13 protein-coding genes are annotated in these 15854 nt (G+C 72.6%); 4 read left to right on the top strand and 9 right to left on the bottom strand.

What is annotated here, in order from left to right; genetic code table 11:
- Window positions 1-42 precede the first annotated feature (42 nt).
- The 4 genes from ACGFU6_RS28280 to ppk2 are packed head-to-tail and all read left to right on the top strand — an operon-like array spanning window position 43 to window position 3331.
- Window positions 43-717 carry a TetR/AcrR family transcriptional regulator gene (locus ACGFU6_RS28280; RefSeq protein WP_123528083.1) on the top strand — a complete coding sequence of 225 codons (675 nt, stop codon included), beginning with the start codon at window positions 43-45 and terminating at the stop codon, window positions 715-717.
- Between the two features lie 15 nt (window positions 718-732).
- Window positions 733-1443, top strand: coding sequence for an ArsR/SmtB family transcription factor (locus ACGFU6_RS28285; protein ID WP_393614926.1), 711 nt, complete (start codon window positions 733-735; stop codon window positions 1441-1443).
- Window positions 1444-1476: 33 nt separating this feature from the next.
- Window positions 1477-2442, top strand: a complete 966-nt coding sequence (locus ACGFU6_RS28290) for a DMT family transporter (RefSeq protein WP_393614927.1) — start codon at window positions 1477-1479, stop codon at window positions 2440-2442.
- Window positions 2408-3331, top strand: a complete 924-nt coding sequence (gene ppk2, locus ACGFU6_RS28295) for a polyphosphate kinase 2 (RefSeq protein ID WP_393614929.1) — start codon at window positions 2408-2410, stop codon at window positions 3329-3331. Before ACGFU6_RS28290 ends, ppk2 begins: the two co-directional genes overlap by 35 nt.
- On the opposite strand, the gene ACGFU6_RS28300 is transcribed toward ppk2, so the two are convergent.
- The 9 genes from ACGFU6_RS28300 to ACGFU6_RS28340 form a co-directional block, all read right to left on the bottom strand.
- Window positions 3328-4407, bottom strand: a complete 1080-nt coding sequence (locus tag ACGFU6_RS28300) for a Zn-dependent alcohol dehydrogenase (RefSeq protein ID WP_393614931.1) — start codon at window positions 4405-4407, stop codon at window positions 3328-3330. The two genes, ppk2 and ACGFU6_RS28300, sit on opposite strands and share 4 nt — an antisense overlap.
- 53 nt (window positions 4408-4460) lie before the next feature.
- Complete coding sequence (locus ACGFU6_RS28305; protein WP_393614933.1) at window positions 4461-5855, bottom strand: aldehyde dehydrogenase family protein; 1395 nt, start codon at window positions 5853-5855, stop codon at window positions 4461-4463.
- Window positions 5856-5971: 116 nt separating this feature from the next.
- The gene (locus tag ACGFU6_RS28310; protein ID WP_393614935.1) at window positions 5972-7330 is read right to left on the bottom strand and encodes an ABC transporter ATP-binding protein; all 1359 of its coding nucleotides are present in this window, start codon (window positions 7328-7330) and stop codon (window positions 5972-5974) included.
- 172 nt (window positions 7331-7502) lie between these two features.
- Window positions 7503-9755: a molybdopterin oxidoreductase family protein gene (locus tag ACGFU6_RS28315; protein WP_393614936.1), complete on the bottom strand. Its 2253-nt coding sequence runs from the start codon at window positions 9753-9755 to the stop codon at window positions 7503-7505.
- A 152-nt stretch (window positions 9756-9907) separates the two neighbouring features.
- The gene (locus tag ACGFU6_RS28320) at window positions 9908-10528 is read right to left on the bottom strand and encodes a TetR family transcriptional regulator (protein WP_393614938.1); all 621 of its coding nucleotides are present in this window, start codon (window positions 10526-10528) and stop codon (window positions 9908-9910) included.
- A gap of 179 nt (window positions 10529-10707) precedes the next feature.
- Window positions 10708-11397 carry an SDR family NAD(P)-dependent oxidoreductase gene (locus ACGFU6_RS28325; RefSeq protein ID WP_393614939.1) on the bottom strand — a complete coding sequence of 230 codons (690 nt, stop codon included), beginning with the start codon at window positions 11395-11397 and terminating at the stop codon, window positions 10708-10710.
- A 99-nt stretch (window positions 11398-11496) separates the two neighbouring features.
- Window positions 11497-12825, bottom strand: coding sequence for a hypothetical protein (locus ACGFU6_RS28330; protein ID WP_393614941.1), 1329 nt, complete (start codon window positions 12823-12825; stop codon window positions 11497-11499).
- Window positions 12822-13673 (bottom strand): hypothetical protein, encoded by an 852-nt coding sequence (locus tag ACGFU6_RS28335; protein ID WP_393614943.1) that lies wholly within the window; start codon window positions 13671-13673, stop codon window positions 12822-12824. The genes ACGFU6_RS28330 and ACGFU6_RS28335 overlap by 4 nt, the downstream gene beginning before the upstream one ends.
- Window positions 13670-15826 (bottom strand): right-handed parallel beta-helix repeat-containing protein, encoded by a 2157-nt coding sequence (locus ACGFU6_RS28340; RefSeq protein WP_393614945.1) that lies wholly within the window; start codon window positions 15824-15826, stop codon window positions 13670-13672. Before ACGFU6_RS28340 ends, ACGFU6_RS28335 begins: the two co-directional genes overlap by 4 nt.
- Window positions 15827-15854: the final 28 nt, after the last annotated feature.

Consider the following 15854-nt stretch of genomic DNA (forward strand, 5'->3'; position numbering starts at 1 on the left):
TTAGCACTGCTAGTTTAATGTCTTGGCCCTACTATGTGCCGCATGGCCCGCCCGCGCAAGCCCCTCCTCAGCAGAGACCGCATCGTCGCCACGGCGGGTGCCCTCGTGGACGCCGAGGGGCTCGACGCCGTGTCGACGCGGCGGCTGGCGGCCGAGCTCGGGGTCAGCGGACCGTCGCTGTACAACCACTTCCGCAACAAGGACGAGATCCTGGACGCGGTCGCCGACGCCGTCTCCGCACAGGTCGATCTGTCGATGTTCGACGAGTCCGACAGCCGTGACTGGCGGGCCGCCCTGCACGACTGGGCGGTCTCCTATCGTGCGGCGCTCACCGAGCACCCGCACATCGTCCCGGTGCTCGCCCAGGGCCCCGGCCGCCGCCCGGCCGGTCTGCGGGTCGCGGACGCGGTGTTCGGGGCCATGGTCCGCGCGGGCTGGCCGCCCGCCCAGGCCACGTACATCGGCGCACTGATGCGCTACTTCATCACCGGCTCGGCGCTCGGCTCCTTCGCCCGGGGTTTCGTGGACGACGAGACCGCGTACGACCCCGCCGACTACCCGCACCTCGGCCAGGCCCATCTGCTGGCCGAACGCCGCCAGCAGGTCGACGAGGGGGCCTTCGAGACGGGGCTGCGCGCGCTGATCGACGGCCTCGGCCTGCAGTACGCGCCGCCCACGGCCGCCGGGACCGTTCGGCCGGCGCCGAAGCGTTCCTGACGCATCCTGGAACACATGGCATACCCCGACCCCGCCGCGCCCCGCCTCGCCGCCCTGGCCGCCCTCCTCGCGGACGAGACCCGCGCCGTCTTCTGCCTGGCCCTGCTCGACGGCCGGGCCTGGACCGCGGGCGAACTGGCCCGGCACGCGTCAGTGGCCCCGTCGACCGCCAGCGAGCACCTGGGCAAGCTCGTCGCGGGCGGGCTGCTGGCCGAGGAGCGGCAGGGCCGGCACCGCTATGTACGGCTCGCCGGCGAGCAGGCCGCCCACCTCGTCGAGGATCTGGCGGGCCGGGAGGCCCCCGGCGCCCCCGCCGCACCCCGCACCCTGGGCGCCTCGGGCGCCGACAGCGCACTGGCCCGCGGCCGCACCTGCTACGACCATCTCGCGGGCCGCATCGGACTCGCGATCACCGACGCCATGACCGGACGGGGGCTGCTGCGGCAGGACACCGGCTTCGCGCTCACCGACGCCGGACTCGACTGGTTCGGCGCACTGGGGACCGCCCTGGAGACCGGGTCGCGGCGCCCCCTCGTACGCGGGTGCCTGGACTGGACCGAGCGCAGGCCGCATCTGGCGGGCGCCGCGGGCGCCGCTCTGTGCCGCCACGTGCTGGAGTCCGGCTGGTGCGTACGGATCGGGTCCGGGCGGGCGGTGCGGGCCACCCCGGAGGGGGAACGGGCCCTGGCCGCGCGGCTGGGCATCGAGCCGGCCACAATTCGGTAGGCGCCGAACGATCGTGGCCTTACGGTCAGGGCCATGACGACTATCCCCGCGCCACGCTCCGACTGGCGGGCCCCCGCCGCCGCCTGCACCACCGTGGTGCTGTGGGCCTCCGCCTTCGTCTCCATCCGCAGCGCGGGCGAGGCCTACTCCCCCGGCGCACTGGCCCTCGGGCGGCTGCTGACCGGCTCACTGGCGCTGGGCGCGCTCCTGCTCGTAAGACGCGAGGGCCTTCCCCCGCGGGCGGCCTGGCCGGGGATCATCGCCTCCGGACTGCTGTGGTTCGGCCTGTACATGGTGGTGCTCAACTGGGGTGAGCAGCAGGTCGACGCGGGAACGGCCGCCATGGTCGTGAACATCGGGCCGCTGCTGATCGCGCTGCTCGGCTCCCGGCTGCTCGGCGAGGGCCTGCCGCGCCGGCTGGCGATGGGCATGGGCGTGTCCTTCGCGGGCGCCGTGGTCGTGGGGCTCTCCATGTCGGGCAAGGGGAGCTCCTCCGTCCTGGGCGTGCTGCTCTGCCTGCTGGCCGCGGTGACGTACGCGGCCGGGGTGGTCGCCCAGAAGCCGGCGCTCGGGCACGGATCGGCGCTCCAGATCACCACGTTCGGCTGCCTGGTCGGCACGGTGGCGTGCCTGCCGTTCTCCGGCGCGCTGGTCTCGGACGCCGCCGACGCGCCGCTGTCCGCGACGCTGAACATGGTCTACCTCGGCCTCTTCCCGACCGCCCTGGCCTTCACCACCTGGGCCTACGCGCTGGCCCGCACCACCGCCGGGCGGATGGGCGCCACCACCTACGCGGTGCCCGCGCTCGTCGTGCTGATGGCCTGGTTGCTGCTGGACGAGGTCCCCGCCCTGCTCACCATAGGCGGCGGGCTGCTCTGCCTCGCCGGGGTGGCGGTGTCCCGGACGCGTACGCAGACTGGTGCGACGCGGAGGAATCCGGCCCGGCCGATGGAGGGACCCCGTCATGACGCGGAGCGCCGAGCGGCGGAGCGGCCCTAGCGGGAGGACGAAGGCGAAGAAGACGGCACCCACGCCGTCCCTGGTAAAGCCCGAGGGCCACCCCCGTGACGCCTGGCGGGAGGACTATCCGTACACCGAGAAGCTCCGCCGCAAGGCGTACGACAAGTCCAAGCGGGCCCTCCAGATCGAACTGCTCAAGCTCCAGCACTGGGTCAAGGAGCACGACGAGCGCCTCGTCGTGCTCTTCGAGGGCCGCGACGCCGCGGGCAAGGGCGGCACGATCAAACGGTTCACCGAGAACCTCAATCCGCGTGGCGCGCGGGTGGTGGCGCTGGAGAAGCCCACCGAGCGCGAACGCACCCAGTGGTACTTCCAGCGGTACGTGGCGCACCTGCCGGCCGCCGGGGAGATCGTGCTGTTCGACCGGTCCTGGTACAACCGGGCCGGGGTGGAGCGGGTGATGGGGTACTGCTCGACCCGCGAGTACCTCGAATTCATGCACCAGGCACCGGGGTTCGAGCGGATGCTCGCGCGGGACGGCATCCACCTGGTGAAGTTCTGGTTCTCCGTCTCGCGCGACGAGCAGCGCAACCGGTTCATGAACCGGCAGACCGATCCGGTGCGGCAGTGGAAGCTGAGCCCGGTCGACCTCGCCTCGCTCGACAAGTGGGACGCGTACACCGAGGCGAAGGAGCTGATGCTCTTCCACACGGACACGGCGGACGCGCCCTGGACCGTGGTCAAGAGCAACGACAAGAAGCGGGCCCGGCTGGAGGCGATCCGGCACGTGCTGCACCGCTTCGACTACCCGGGCAAGGACGCGTCGGTGGCCGGGGAGCCGGACCCGCTGATCGTGGGCCCGGCCGCCCAGCTGTTCGAGCAGGGGGAGATGGCGTCCCGGCTGCTGACGGGACGCTCGCGGGATTAGAAGACCACCAGGGCCCGGCCGCCCTTGCCGGCGATCATGTTGTCGAAGGCGGCCGGGATGCCGTCGAGCCCGATCCGTTCGGTGACCATCATGGAGAGGTCGAAGCGGCCCGCCGCGATGTGCGCGGCCAGCACCGGCAGATCGCGGGCCGGGTCGCTGTTCCCGTACACGCAGCCCGTCAGGGAGCGGCCCCAGTGGAAGATCTCCAGGGCGTTGAAGGTCACCTCCTGGTCCTTGCCACCGATGCCGACGACCGTGGTGCGGCCGCCCCTGCGGGTGGACTCCCAGGCGGTACGGATGGTGGCGGCCCGGCCGACGCACTCGATCGCGACGTCCGCGCCCTGGCCGCCGGTGAGGCCGCGGATCTCGCGGGGCGTGGTGGCCGAGGCGATGACGTAGTCGGTGGCGCCCGCCCGCCGGGCCAACTCCTCCTTGTCCGGGGAGACGTCCACCGCGATGATCCGCGCGGCACCCGCGATCCGGGCGGACTGGAGCACCGCGAGGCCCACGCCGCCGATGCCGAACACCACGACGGACTCGCCGGAGCGGACCCGGGCGCTGTGGTGGACCGCGCCGTACCCGGTCAGCACCGCGCAGCCGAGCAGCGCGGCGTCGGTGAGCGGGACGCCGTCCGGTGCGGGCAGCACGCAGTTCGCGGCGACCACGGTCTCCTGCGCGAAGGCGGCGACGTTCAGCCCGGGGTGGAGCTCGGTGCCGTCCGCGGTGCGGGCGTGGATGTTGGCCGCCCCGGCCAGGGCGTTGGCACAGAGCCAGACCTCGCCGATCCCGCAGTGGTGGCAATTGCCGCAGGAAGGAGCCCAGTTGAGCACCACGGCGTCACCGGGTGCGACATGGCCGACGCCCTCGCCCACGGAGAGCACGGTGCCGGCTCCCTCGTGGCCGAGGACGGCGGGCACCGGTACCCGCATCGTGCCGTTGGACAGCGAGAGGTCGGAATGGCAGACCCCGGCCGCGGCGAGCCGGACGCGCACCTGGCCGGGGCCGGGCTCGGGAAGTTCGATGCCGGTGATCTCCAGCGGGGCTCCGACGGCGGGCAGTACGGCGGCGCGGACCACGAGATGGCTCCTTGCTGATCGGGGGTGCGGGCTCGGGAACGTACTCAGGACTGTCAGAACTGGAGGGACTTGGTCTGCAGGTACTCCGCGAGGCCGTGGGCACCCAGTTCGCGGCCGACGCCGGACTGCTTGTAGCCGCCGAAGGGTGCGAGCGGGTTGAACCGGCCGCCGTTGATGTCGACCTGGCCGGTGTCCATCCGCCGGGCGAAGGCGACGGCCCGTTCGTCGTCGGCGGCCCAGACCGCGCCGGCGAGCCCGTACACCGTGCCGTTGGCGATCCGCAGGGCGTCGTCCTCGTCCTCATACTTCAGGATCGCGATGACCGGGCCGAAGATCTCCTCCTGGGCGATGGTCATCTGCGGGGTGACGTCCGCGAAGACGGTGGGGCTGACGTAGTAGCCCGTGGCGAGCGGCGCCTCGGGGCCGCCGGCGACGACGCGGGCGCCCTCCTCGATGCCCTTCTCGATGTAACCGCGCACCCGGGCCCGCTGCTTGGCGTTGACGAGTGGGCCGACCCGCTCGCCGGGCACGTACTTGGCGACGGCCGCTGCGGCCAGAGCCACGGCCTCCTCGTACCGGTCGGCGTCCACCAGCATCCGGGTCCAGGCGCTGCACGTCTGGCCGGAGTTGGACATCACGTTGGCGACGCCGACGTTGACGGCCTTGGCGAGATCGGCGCCGGGCAGGATGACGTTGGCGGACTTCCCGCCAAGCTCCAGGGCCACGCGCTTGACCGCGCCGCCGGCGGTCGCGCCGATCTGCTTCCCGACGGCGGTGGAGCCGGTGAAGGAGACCAGGTCGACGTCCTCGTGCGCGGCGAGGGCCTGTCCGGCGACCGGGCCCGTGCCGGTGACGAGGTTGAAGACCCCGGCGGGCAGGCCCGCCTCGGCGGTGGCCTCGGCGAAGAGCTGGGCGGTGAGCGGGGTGTCCTCGGCGGGCTTGAGGACGACGGTGCAGCCCGCGGCGAGCGCGGGAGCGACCTTGGCGACGATCTGGTGCAGCGGGTAGTTCCACGGGGTGATCGCGCCGACCACGCCGACCGGCTCCAGCAGGACGGTGGAGTTGCCGTGCCGCTCCTCGAAGGCGTACGTCGCGGCCAGTTCGGCGTACGAGCCGGCGACGAGCACCGGCACCCCGGCGTGCACCATCTGCGACATGGGCAGCGGGGAGCCCAGTTCGGCGGTGACCGTCTCGGCGATCTCGTCCTTGCGGGCGGCCAGCACGTCGCGCAGCGCGCCGATCCGGGCGGCGCGCTCGGCCGGCGGGGTCGCGGCCCAGCCGGGGAACGCGGCGCGCGCCGCCCGTACCGCGTCGTCGACATCGGCCGCCGTCCCGGCCGGAACGTGGGCGATGACCTGCTCGTCCGCCGGATTCACGACCGCGATCGTGTCCGTTGCCGCGGCTTGCCGCCATTCGCCGCCGATGTACATACCGTTGTGGGCCTTCATGGCTGTTCCTCCCGGGCACGGTGACGGACACGGTCGTCCTCGCCCCAAACTAGCGCCGTTAGTTTTCAGGCGCCAGAGACACAGGTCACGCCATGCCCGCCCGAACGGCCGCCCGGCTACATGTCCAGCCCGGGAACATCCCTGGGCAACGGACAGATCCGGCGCCCGTGGTGGTCGAAGACGTACAGGTGTGCCAGGTCCACCAGGAGCGGGACCTGGCCGCCGTTGCGCAGCCGCATGTCCGGACCGGTGCGCACCACGAGGTCGCTGGCGGTGACCGCGGGACGGTCGGGGCTGCGCACGGCGGGCGCCTGCGCGTCGGCGTCCGGTGCGTCCAGGACGGCGACGGTGCCGCCGAGGTGCCCGGCGGCACGTTCCCTGAGCCGCCCCAGCACTCCTGCCCCGCCTTCGGCGGCGCGGCGCCTTCGCTGGGTGCCGTGGTCCTGGCGGGCCGATTCCAGGTCCGGCACCACGGCGGGCCGCGATCCGGTGTTGAGGTGGACCAGCGCCTCGTGCCCCTGGTACTCGACGTGTTCGACGATGCCGCTGAGCGCGACCTCCCCGGGGCGGGCCTGGCTCGGCGGGGCGATCCGGACCGCTTCGGAGCGCAGCCCGACGATGATCCGGCGGCCCTGCTGGATGCGGAGCAGCTGGTGGTCCGGGCTGAGCGGTTCGGTCAGCGGGAGGCGCTGGCGGCCGAGGTCGATCGACATCCGCCCCTCCAGGGGTGCGTGCACGACGGCCTGGAGCAGGTTGATGCGCGGGGTGCCGATGAACGCGGCGACGAACACGTTCTCCGGCAGCGCGTACACCTCGCGCGGCGGGCTGACCTGCTGGAGCACTCCCCCGCGCATCACGGCGACCCGGTGGCCCAGTGACATCGCTTCCGCCTGGTCGTGGGTCACGTAGACGGTGGTGACGCCGAGTTCCCTGGTGAGCTGGGATATCTCGGCACGCAGGTGGTTGCGGAGCTTCGCGTCGAGGTTGGAGAGCGGCTCGTCCATCAGGAAGGCGGAGGGCTGGCGCGAAATGGCCCGTCCCATCGCGACGCGCTGGCGCTCTCCGCCGGAGAGCTGGCCGGGGAGCCGGTCCAGGACGCTCTCGATCCCGAGCATCCTGGCCGTGCTCTCGATGCGGTCGTTGTGGTCCTGGCGCGGGTTCTCCAGCTTCAGCGGGAAGCCGATGTTGGCCCGGTTGGTCATGGTCGGGTACAGCGCGAAGTTCTGGAAGACCATGGCCATTCCGCGTTCGCGGGGACTGAGGTGGTTCGCCGGTTCACCGTCGAGGAGCACCTCGCCCTCGGAGACGCCCTCGAGGCCGGCGATCATGCGGAGCACCGTCGATTTGCCGCAGCCCGAGGGGCCCAGCAGGACGACGAACTCGCCCGGGTCGATGGAGAGTGAGAGACGGTCGACGGCACGCGAGGACCGTCCGTACGCCTTGCTGACATTGTTCAGGGTGATGGCGCGAGTCATGTGGTTCCGCCCGGAAGGATGGTGGTGGAGCGGTGGGGAGCGGCAGCAGTGGCCTGAAATTAACCCACCGGGCGGGGTGTGGGAATGACTCGCGCACATGTTGCCGGGTACTGGGGCTGCCGGGTCGGAAGTGCCAGGTGGGATTCCGGTTCGCCTGGTCAACGGCCCCCGCTCAGCGCGCCGGTACCACCGTGACGGGGATGCCGTTGAGTACGGCGGTGCCGGAGAGCGGGTCGAGCCGGCTGCCGTCGAGCAGCTGGTTGACGTTGACGCCGGGCCGCGCGGCGGCGACCGACATCCGGGTACCGGGGCGGCTGTGCCCCCAGCCGTGCGGGAGGCTCACCACGCCCGTCCGCACGCTGTCGGTGATCTCGACCGGGGCGGTCAGCTCACCGCCGTCCGCGGTGACGGTGGCGGCAGCGCCGTCCGCCAGTCCGAGCCGGGCCGCGTCCTCGGGGTGCACCTGGAGGGTGCAGACGTTGGAACCGCCGCCGAGCGCCGCGACGTTGTGCATCCAGCTGTTGTTGGACCGCAGATGGCGGCGGCCGATGAGGACGAGAGCACCGGGCTCGGCGCCTTTAGCGAGGGCCTCGCGCAGCCTGGGCAGGTCCGCGGCGATGGGTGCGGGGAGCAGGTCGACGCGTCCGCCGGGGGTGGTGAGGACCTGCGGGATGCGGGAGGCGAGGGGGCCGAGGTCGATGCCGTGCGGGTGGGCGAGCAGCCGTTCCAGGGTGAGGCCCTCGGGGTCGGCGCCGAAGCCGTCGCCGTACGGGCCCAGGCGCAGCATCAGGTCGAGGCGGCGCTCCGGTCCGGTGCGGCCGGTGAGCGCGGCGGCGAGTGCGGCGGGCGCCCGGCCGTGCACCGCCGAGTGGGGGTCGGCCACGGCTTTGGCGAGGGTCCGGTCGATGGCCGTGGCGTCCACGGCGTCCGGCTCCGCGCCGTGCATCCCGGAGACGGCGAGGACGAGCCGGGCGAGGATCTCGCTCTCGTCCATCCGGTCCGGGTCCAGGGGGACGGCGGGCCGGGTGTAGCGGACCTGGTTGCGCACGGCGAGGGCGTTGAACGCGAAGTCGAAGTGGGCGCTCTGCGAGGGCGGCGGTGGCGGAAGCACCACATCGGCGTGGCGGGAGGTCTCGTTGAGGTACGGGTCGACGCTCACCATGAAGTCGAGCCCGTCGGCCAGCGCCCGGTCGAGCCGGTCACCGTCGGGCGCCGAGAGCACCGGGTTGGCGGCCAGCACGATCAGTGCGCGGATGCGCCCGTCGCCGGGTGTCTCGATCTCCTCGGCCAGGGCGGAGATGGGCAGTTCGCCCTTGACCTCGGGGTGTCCGGAGACCCGGCTGGCCCAGCGCCCGAGGGCGAAGCCCTTGCCGGGGGCGGCGGGCCGTGGGGCGCGCGCGGTGGCGGAGAGCGGGAAGAGCGCGCCGCCGGGGCGGTCGAGGTTGCCGGTGAGGATGTTGAGGACGTCGACGAGCCAGCTCGCCAGGGTGCCGTGTTCGACGGTGCAGCTGCCGATGCGGCCGTAGACGGCGGCGGCGGGGGCGGCCGCGAGTTCCCTGGCGATCGCGCGGATGGTGCCGGCGTCCACGTCACAGGCCCCGGCGACCGCCTCCGGCGAGAAGTCCCGCAGCTCCTGGGCGACTTCCTCGATGCCCTGGACGTGATCGGCGAGCGGTCCCGGGTCGGTCAGCTTCTCCTCGAACAGTACGTGGGCGACGGCGGCGAGCAGCAGGGCGTCGGTTCCGGGGCGGATCGCGACGTGCCGGTCGGCGAGGCGCGCGGTACGGGTGCGACGCGGGTCGACGACGGTGAGGCTGCCGCCCCGGCGGCGCAGCGCCTTGAGTTTTCCGGGGAAGTCGGGGGCGGTGCAGAGGCTGCCGTTGGATTCGAGCGGGTTGGCGCCGAGCAGCAGCAGATGGCCGGTGCGGTCGAGGTCGGGCACCGCGATGGTGTTCGGATCACCGAAGAGCAGCCCGCTGGATACGTGTTTGGGCATCTGGTCCAGGGTGCTGGCGGTGAACAGGGCCCTGGTCCGCAGGGCTCCGAGCAGGGCGGACGGGTAGAGGGCGCCGGCCATGGTGTGCACGTTGGGGTTGCCGAGGACGACCCCGGCGGCCTGCGGGCCGTGCTCCGCGGTGATGGCCGCCACGGCGCGGGCGATCGCGTCGAACGCCTCGCTCCAGCTCGCCTCCGTGAGGACACCGTCCCTGCGGACGAGCGGGGTGCGCAGCCGGTCGGGGTCCTCGTCGAGTCCGCCGATGGAGGCGCCCTTGGGGCAGACGAAGCCCTGGCTGAACACGTCGTCGCGGTCGCCCCGGGCGCCGGTGACCCTGGTCCCCTCGATGGTGAGGACGAGTCCGCAGGTGGCCTCGCAGAGGGGACAGACACGCAGGGCGGTGCGGGGGCTGCTGGGGTCGTGCGACATGGGCCCTCCCCGGGGCGACGGCAGCGTTGAGTCGCGTACACGGTCAAGCGACACCGAGCATACCGACCGGTACGCATGTCGGGGAGGTGTTTCGGCAGCCGGATGTCCCGTCGGCCGGGCCCGGTCCGGCACGCGTGCCGGCTGGGCCTTGCTCAGTCCAGCACGCGCGCCAGATAGGCCTGGATCAGCACCCGGGTCTCGGTGACGATCGCCCGGTCGCCGGAGGCGTCGATGCGGAAGGCGAGTTTGAGCAGGGCGTCGGTGGCCTCCACGCAGACCAGGACGGTGCGCAGCAGATCCTCGTCGGAGGTGCGGCCCAGATGCCCGCAGAGGAGGTCGGCCAGCCGGCTCGCGACCCGGTGGTTGGCGTCGTCGGCCGGGTCCTCGTCGGGCGCCGGTGCGCCGAAGTCGACGAGCGCGAAGCCGGATACGGAACGCTTCATCGCCAGGTACTCGTCGAGCACGGCGTCGATGGCGCGGCGCCAGTCGTCGGCCGGGATGACGGCCAGCCTGGCGGTGATGCGCTCGGCGTAGCTGTCCAGATTCCGCAGGGCGAGGGCGTCGGCGAGGGCGCGCTTGTTGGAGAAGAACCGGTAGACGGAACCGATGGGGACCTCGGCCCGTACCGCCACGGCCCGGGTCGAGAGCTGCTCGTAGCCGGTCTCGTCGAGGAGTTCGGCGCAGGCGTCGAGTATCCGGGCGAGGCGCTCGGCGCTGCGCTGCTGCACGGGGGCGCGGCGGAGGTTCGTGTTCACATGGGGCACGGACTCCATGATGCCGTGGGCCTCCTTCGCCGGGCGTAAGGACTCGGTCCGCGTGAGGCCGGGGAGCGCGGGCCCGACGGGACGGCCGGCGAGGACCGGGCCGTACTTCGGCCAGGCCCCCGCCGCCCACCACGGCGCCGCTCGTCAAGCGCGGAAAGGATCATGGATCTCGCGGTAGACCTCGCCGCCTACCAGGGCAGCGGGCCCTCCGCGTCGAAGTAGCCGCCGGTCGGGCCGTCCGGACCCGGTTGAGCCATCCGGACAATGATCTCGGCGCCCTGCTCGACGGTCTGCGTGCCCTCGTGCCGGTTCAGGTCGGTCGAGGTGTAGCCAGGCTCCACAGCGTTGATCCTCATCTGCGGGAACGCCATGGCGAACTGCACGGTAAGCATGTTGACCGCGGTCTTGGAGGCCGGGTAGGCGGCCCCCGGGTATCCCTTGCCGGCCTGGGCCAGCGAGGCCAGTCTGCTGCTGACATTGACCACGACCGGGGCGGCGGAGCGCTCCAGCAGTGGCAGGAAGGCGTGAGTGACCCGGACCAGGCCGAAGACGTTGGTCTCGAACACCTCACGCATCACGTCGGCGGTCAGCTCGGCGGCGCCGATGATGCCGCCTCCTGCTGACCGCACCTCGATTCCGGCGTTGTTGACCAGGACGTCCAGGCCGCCGCCGGCCTCGATGGTGGCCACCGCGGCGGCGACCGACGCGTCGTCGGTGACGTCGAGTTGCACGAACCGGGCGCCCAGCTCGCTCGCGGCCGCCGTGCCCCGCTCAATGTCGCGCGCCCCGACGTAGACGGTGTGCCCCGCGCCGATGAGGCGGCGGGCGGTCTCGTGGCCGAGGCCCTTGTTGGCCCCGGTGATCAAGGTTGTCGTCATGGGGTACAGCTTCCCTCTGGATGATGCGGCCGCCCAGTGGTTTACGACCGGGGGGCCGCGGCCCGTCGTGTGATCGCGTCGCCAGGGTGCGCACCGGTCTCAGGCGATGAGCAGGCTCAGCCCGCCGATGGTGTACGCGATCATCAGTACCAGCAACGGGAGTTGGCCGACCGTCGCGCGTCCCGGCGGGAAGAGGCGTACGGAGCGGTCGTGGGCCGCGACGACACCCAGGACGTGGCCGAGGACGATCGCGAGGACCTGGAGTGCGGCGACACCGCCGGGCCCCAGGGGCGGCTCGGGCGGGGCCGGGTTGTCAGTGCCGAGTGCCACCATGACCATACGCGGTCCTTCGGTGACGAAGAGTGTGAAGTAGTGGGCGACGAGATAGCCGAGGGCGATCGGGACGAGCGAGTGCGCGAAGGCGGTGAGGGGGTGCGGCAGGCGGCCGGAGAGCAGCTGGGTGGCTCCGGCGCAGAGCGCGTAGAGGGAGGCCACGAGGGCGACGGCGCCCAGGAGTCCGAGGGTGGCCGCGGTGGTGCGGCCCAGCGGGGAGGTCTGGACGGCTGTGATCCAGGAGGGTGAGTCGGAGAAGCCGTCGTAGGCGGTGGAGCCGAGCATGACGCAGACGGTGGCGACGAGTCCGGGGAGCTGTGGCGTGGCGTCGAGTCCGTTGAACGGGGAGCGCAGGACGAGGCGGTGGTCGGCGGGGCGGCGGCCGAGCGGGGAGAGCCTGGCGAGCAGTCCCGAGTAGGCCTCGAAGGCGTCGGCGTGGTCGAACCAGTGGGCCCCGTGGCGGGCGGCGCCCGCGAGGTGGACGGCGCTGTACAGGCCGAGGAAGAGCAGCAGCGCACGGGGTGACGCGGGGTCGGGGGCGACGAGTTCGAGCCAGGTGAAGGCGAGCAGCCCGGCCGCCGCCGGCCACATCCCGAGGCGTACGGGGACGGGCCGGCCTGCGCCTGGCGCGCGCCCCAGTGCGCGGCAGGCCGCGAGGTGCAGGGTGCGCAGGGGGTTGAGCAGCCGCCAGACGGGACCGAACAGCAGGGAGGCCGGGACGAGCCCGGCCCACAGGAGTACGTAGACGGCGCCGGGAGCCGGATTGCGGCCCGGGTCGGCCGGACCGAACAGTAGGTGCAGCACGACCAGGAGCGCGGCGGCCAGGCCGAGCGCGCGGGCCGCGACGCGGGTGGCGCGGGCGTCGGCCACGCACTGGACGGCGGCCGGCAGCGGGCGGCCCGCCAGTCCGCCGCGGAACCGGGAGGCGGACCAGAGCAGGCCGAGCGCGAGGAAGGAGACGAACAGTGCGGCGAAGGCGCCCGCGAACGCGTAGAAGGGCGAGAGCGGCAGGTCGTGCTGGGCGCCGATGCCATGGGCGAGGACGCTCGCCCCACCGCCCCCCGCACCGGAACCGCCGGCCGGACCGGGGGTCACCGTACGACGAGTTGGGTCAGGAGCAGATCTGACTCGTGTGTCTCGACCTCGAAGAGCCCGGTGCGGTCGGCGGTGAACGTGAGCGTGACGGTTCTGCCGGCGGGCAGCCGTGCCTCCTTGTCGTAGCCGTGCACATGAAGGGTGTCGTCGTGGTCGCTGCGGACCTTCAGCCGCACGGTCCGGCCCTTCTTGATCTCGGCGCGGCCCGGCGCCGGGCTGACCTTGCCGTCGCGGACGGAGATCTCCAGCGTGGTGCCGGGGGCGGGTGCGGCGGGCGTGGTGGCGGGTGCGGTCGTCGGAGTGGCGGTGAGGGCGGCGGTGGCCTGGACCGGGGTGGAGCCGACGGCCCAGGCGGTGTGGTCGTCGGCGTAGAGGCGGGCGGTGAGTCCGGTGCCGCCGCCGGCGCTCCGGATCAGCGATTCGGGCAGGTGGAACCAGGTTCCGTAGAGCCGGGCGAGCGGATGGCCGTCGAGGAAGAGGCGGGCGTGGCCCCGGCCGAGGAGGGCGCCGCCGCCCACGCTGTCCGGGGTGAACCGGAAGTTCCGCACCGAGAGGTGGACGTTCCAGCCGTCCTCCGAGTCCGGCCGCACGGCGACGGCCACCTCCGGCGCGCCCTCGGCGTCGACCTGGCGCAGCCGGTGACCGCCGCCGTCGTCCGAGGACAGCAGCCGGCCGGCGTCGCCGGTGGCCTGCTCGTGGCTGGTGCCCGGCTTGTGATGGGTGGTGGCCCGCCCACCGCAGCCGCCCGCGCCGAGCACGAGGGCGGCAGCGGCGAGCAGGGCGAGGACGGCCCTGCGGCCGGTCCGGGGCCGCGGGGCAACCGGTGCCTGGCCCTGAAGGCGTGTCACGGGGCGTCTCCGTCCGGGGCGGGGTCGGTGGAGGTCTGCGGCGGCGAGGCGCCGTCCGGCACGGAAGCCGAGGCAGAGCCGGGAGCCGAGGCAGAGACCGAGGCTGAGGCAGACGGGGTACCGGCAGCCGGAGCCCGCTCCGGGCCCGCCTCCTGGCCCCGTTCGCCGTGCCGGGCGGCGGCCACCACGGCCCACACCACCCAGACCACGCCGAGCAGCCCGCGCACCCAGGCGGGGCTCAGCGCAATCCACGGGATCATGAACACGCCCTTGTCGAGCGCGTCGAGCAGCGTGAGCGCGCCCAGCACCACCGTCGTCCAGCCGAGGCCCGGCCGCTCGCGCCGCAGCACCAGCCCGATGCCCGTCCACCAGAGCCCCGTCAGCAGCAGCGCGACTGCGGGCAGGTAGGAGGAGGCGAGCCCCATGGTCGACCCGGCCACGTCGAGACCGAGGCCGATGAGCCCGAGGGCCGAGGCCGCCGTGGCGAGCCGGCTGGAGCGGAGCCTGCGCCACCACAGCACGCCGCCGACCAGCACGAGCACCACCGCTATGCCCAGGGCCGCCTGGAACTCCACGCGTTCGATCCCGCGTGCGCCGTACCAGTCGCAGCCGGCCGGCAGCCGGCGGGCCTGCACGTTGTAGTCGGCGCAGACCAGCAGCTGGGCGAGCTTGACGGGTTCGCCCACCAGCCGGTCGGTGCGGCCGGTGACCGCGCCGCGTTCGTCACCGCAGGCGGGCAGCGAGCGGGGCGTCGAGGGCCCCGCGTCCGACTGCCAGCAGTTGCCGTCGCCCTGGCCGTCCCACCAGACGTCGGTGCGGTTGGGCCGCGCGTTGCCGGCCTTGTCGGTGCCGAGGTGGTTGTTGGCGTACCGGTTGTGGTGCGAGGTGTCGGTCTGCTTGCCCAGCGCGCCCTCGCCCCGGATGAACGCGGGTACGGCGCTCAGGAAGAAGGCGGCGCGCTGCTGCCCGTAGACCCAGTTGTTCTCGTAGATGTTCCAGTTGCCGCCTGCGGTGATGATGCCGGAGCCCGGCGGCATGGAGATCTGCGGGCAGACCACCCCGTTCTCGTAGCCGCGCTCGACCGGCGGCTTGGCACAGGTGCCGTCGGCGACGTACGGGTAGTAGTCGGCGTTGTTGTCGTGGATCAGGTTGCGCTCGAAGCGGGCGTGGTTCTGCGGCAGCCCGGGGTGGCCGGGGAAGGCGCTGTCCATCGAGGCGCCGCCCATGTTGTGGTCGAACTCGTTGTCGTGGACGTACACGGAGTCCCCGGCGGTGCCGGAATACCCGACCATGTTGTGGTGGCTGCGGCAGCCGGTGATCTCGATCGAGTAGCGCGGGACCCGGTAGCCGTAGCCCTCGTTGATGTCGGAGGCGCTGCCCGGGTAGATGCCGGAGTCGCCGTTGCCGTACGACTCGCAGTTCTTGTAGAGGCCGTGGTCGCTGGCGAAGGTCAGGAAGCCGTACTCGTCGTTCCAGCGGGTCAGCACGTCGTCGATGACGAAGCCGTCCTGGGCCAGGATGTACAGCGAGTTGAACGTGGTGCGCTGGGCGGTGAAGTTCCTGAAGTAGACGCCGTCGGAGCCGTCCGCCCGGACCGCGTTGAGCTTGCGGTACTTGGCGTCGATGACGACGTCCGTGCGCTCGGCGCCGGTGCCCTCGATCTGGAGGTCCTTCTTGCCGAGGATCGCCACCAGGTTCTGGTTGTGCGGGCACTTCGCCTGCTGGGCGTAGCTCAGGATCTGATAGCCGAGCTGGGAGTCGGGGGCCTTCAGCCGGGAGCACTCCCCGGTGGGCGCCGGCAGTGAGGGTTCCTCCTCGTAGAGCCCCGGCAGGACCGCGATGTTCTTCCCGGGGCCGGTGACCGCGTCGACGGCCTGCTGCAGATGGCGGTAGCCGGACTTCTGGCACCGGTCGAAGAGCTTCAGGTTCCTGGTCCGCAGGGCGTCGGGGAAGCCCGATATCCGGTGCTCGAAGTCGGCGCGGTCGCTCTTGCAGACCAGGAGGTCCGGCTCGCCCGCGCGGTACACCGGGACGCTGCCGGTTCCGTCGGGAAGGGTGACCGGACGTTCCTCGTGCGCCTGGGCGGCCGGAGCCGCGAGGAGGGCGGCCGCGAGCGCCGCCAGGATCACCAAAAGTCTACGTGTCCACGACATGTGCCGGAGAGTAGAGCATTGTTCAACT

The organism is Streptomyces sp. NPDC048462 (assembly GCF_043200175.1).
Taxonomy (GTDB): domain Bacteria; phylum Actinomycetota; class Actinomycetes; order Streptomycetales; family Streptomycetaceae; genus Streptomyces.

Coding starts and splice junctions, on each gene's coding strand:
- ACGFU6_RS28280 (WP_123528083.1), top strand. CDS start 43: ATGGCCCGCCCGCGCAAGCCCCTCCTCAGCAGAGACCGCATCGTCGCC.
- ACGFU6_RS28285 (WP_393614926.1), top strand. CDS start 733: ATGGCATACCCCGACCCCGCCGCGCCCCGCCTCGCCGCCCTGGCCGCC.
- ACGFU6_RS28290 (WP_393614927.1), top strand. CDS start 1,477: ATGACGACTATCCCCGCGCCACGCTCCGACTGGCGGGCCCCCGCCGCC.
- ppk2 (WP_393614929.1), top strand. CDS start 2,408: ATGACGCGGAGCGCCGAGCGGCGGAGCGGCCCTAGCGGGAGGACGAAG.
- ACGFU6_RS28305 (WP_393614933.1), bottom strand. CDS start 5,855: ATGAAGGCCCACAACGGTATGTACATCGGCGGCGAATGGCGGCAAGCC.
- ACGFU6_RS28310 (WP_393614935.1), bottom strand. CDS start 7,330: ATGACTCGCGCCATCACCCTGAACAATGTCAGCAAGGCGTACGGACGG.
- ACGFU6_RS28315 (WP_393614936.1), bottom strand. CDS start 9,755: ATGTCGCACGACCCCAGCAGCCCCCGCACCGCCCTGCGTGTCTGTCCC.
- ACGFU6_RS28320 (WP_393614938.1), bottom strand. CDS start 10,528: ATGGAGTCCGTGCCCCATGTGAACACGAACCTCCGCCGCGCCCCCGTG.
- ACGFU6_RS28325 (WP_393614939.1), bottom strand. CDS start 11,397: ATGACGACAACCTTGATCACCGGGGCCAACAAGGGCCTCGGCCACGAG.
- ACGFU6_RS28340 (WP_393614945.1), bottom strand. CDS start 15,826: ATGTCGTGGACACGTAGACTTTTGGTGATCCTGGCGGCGCTCGCGGCC.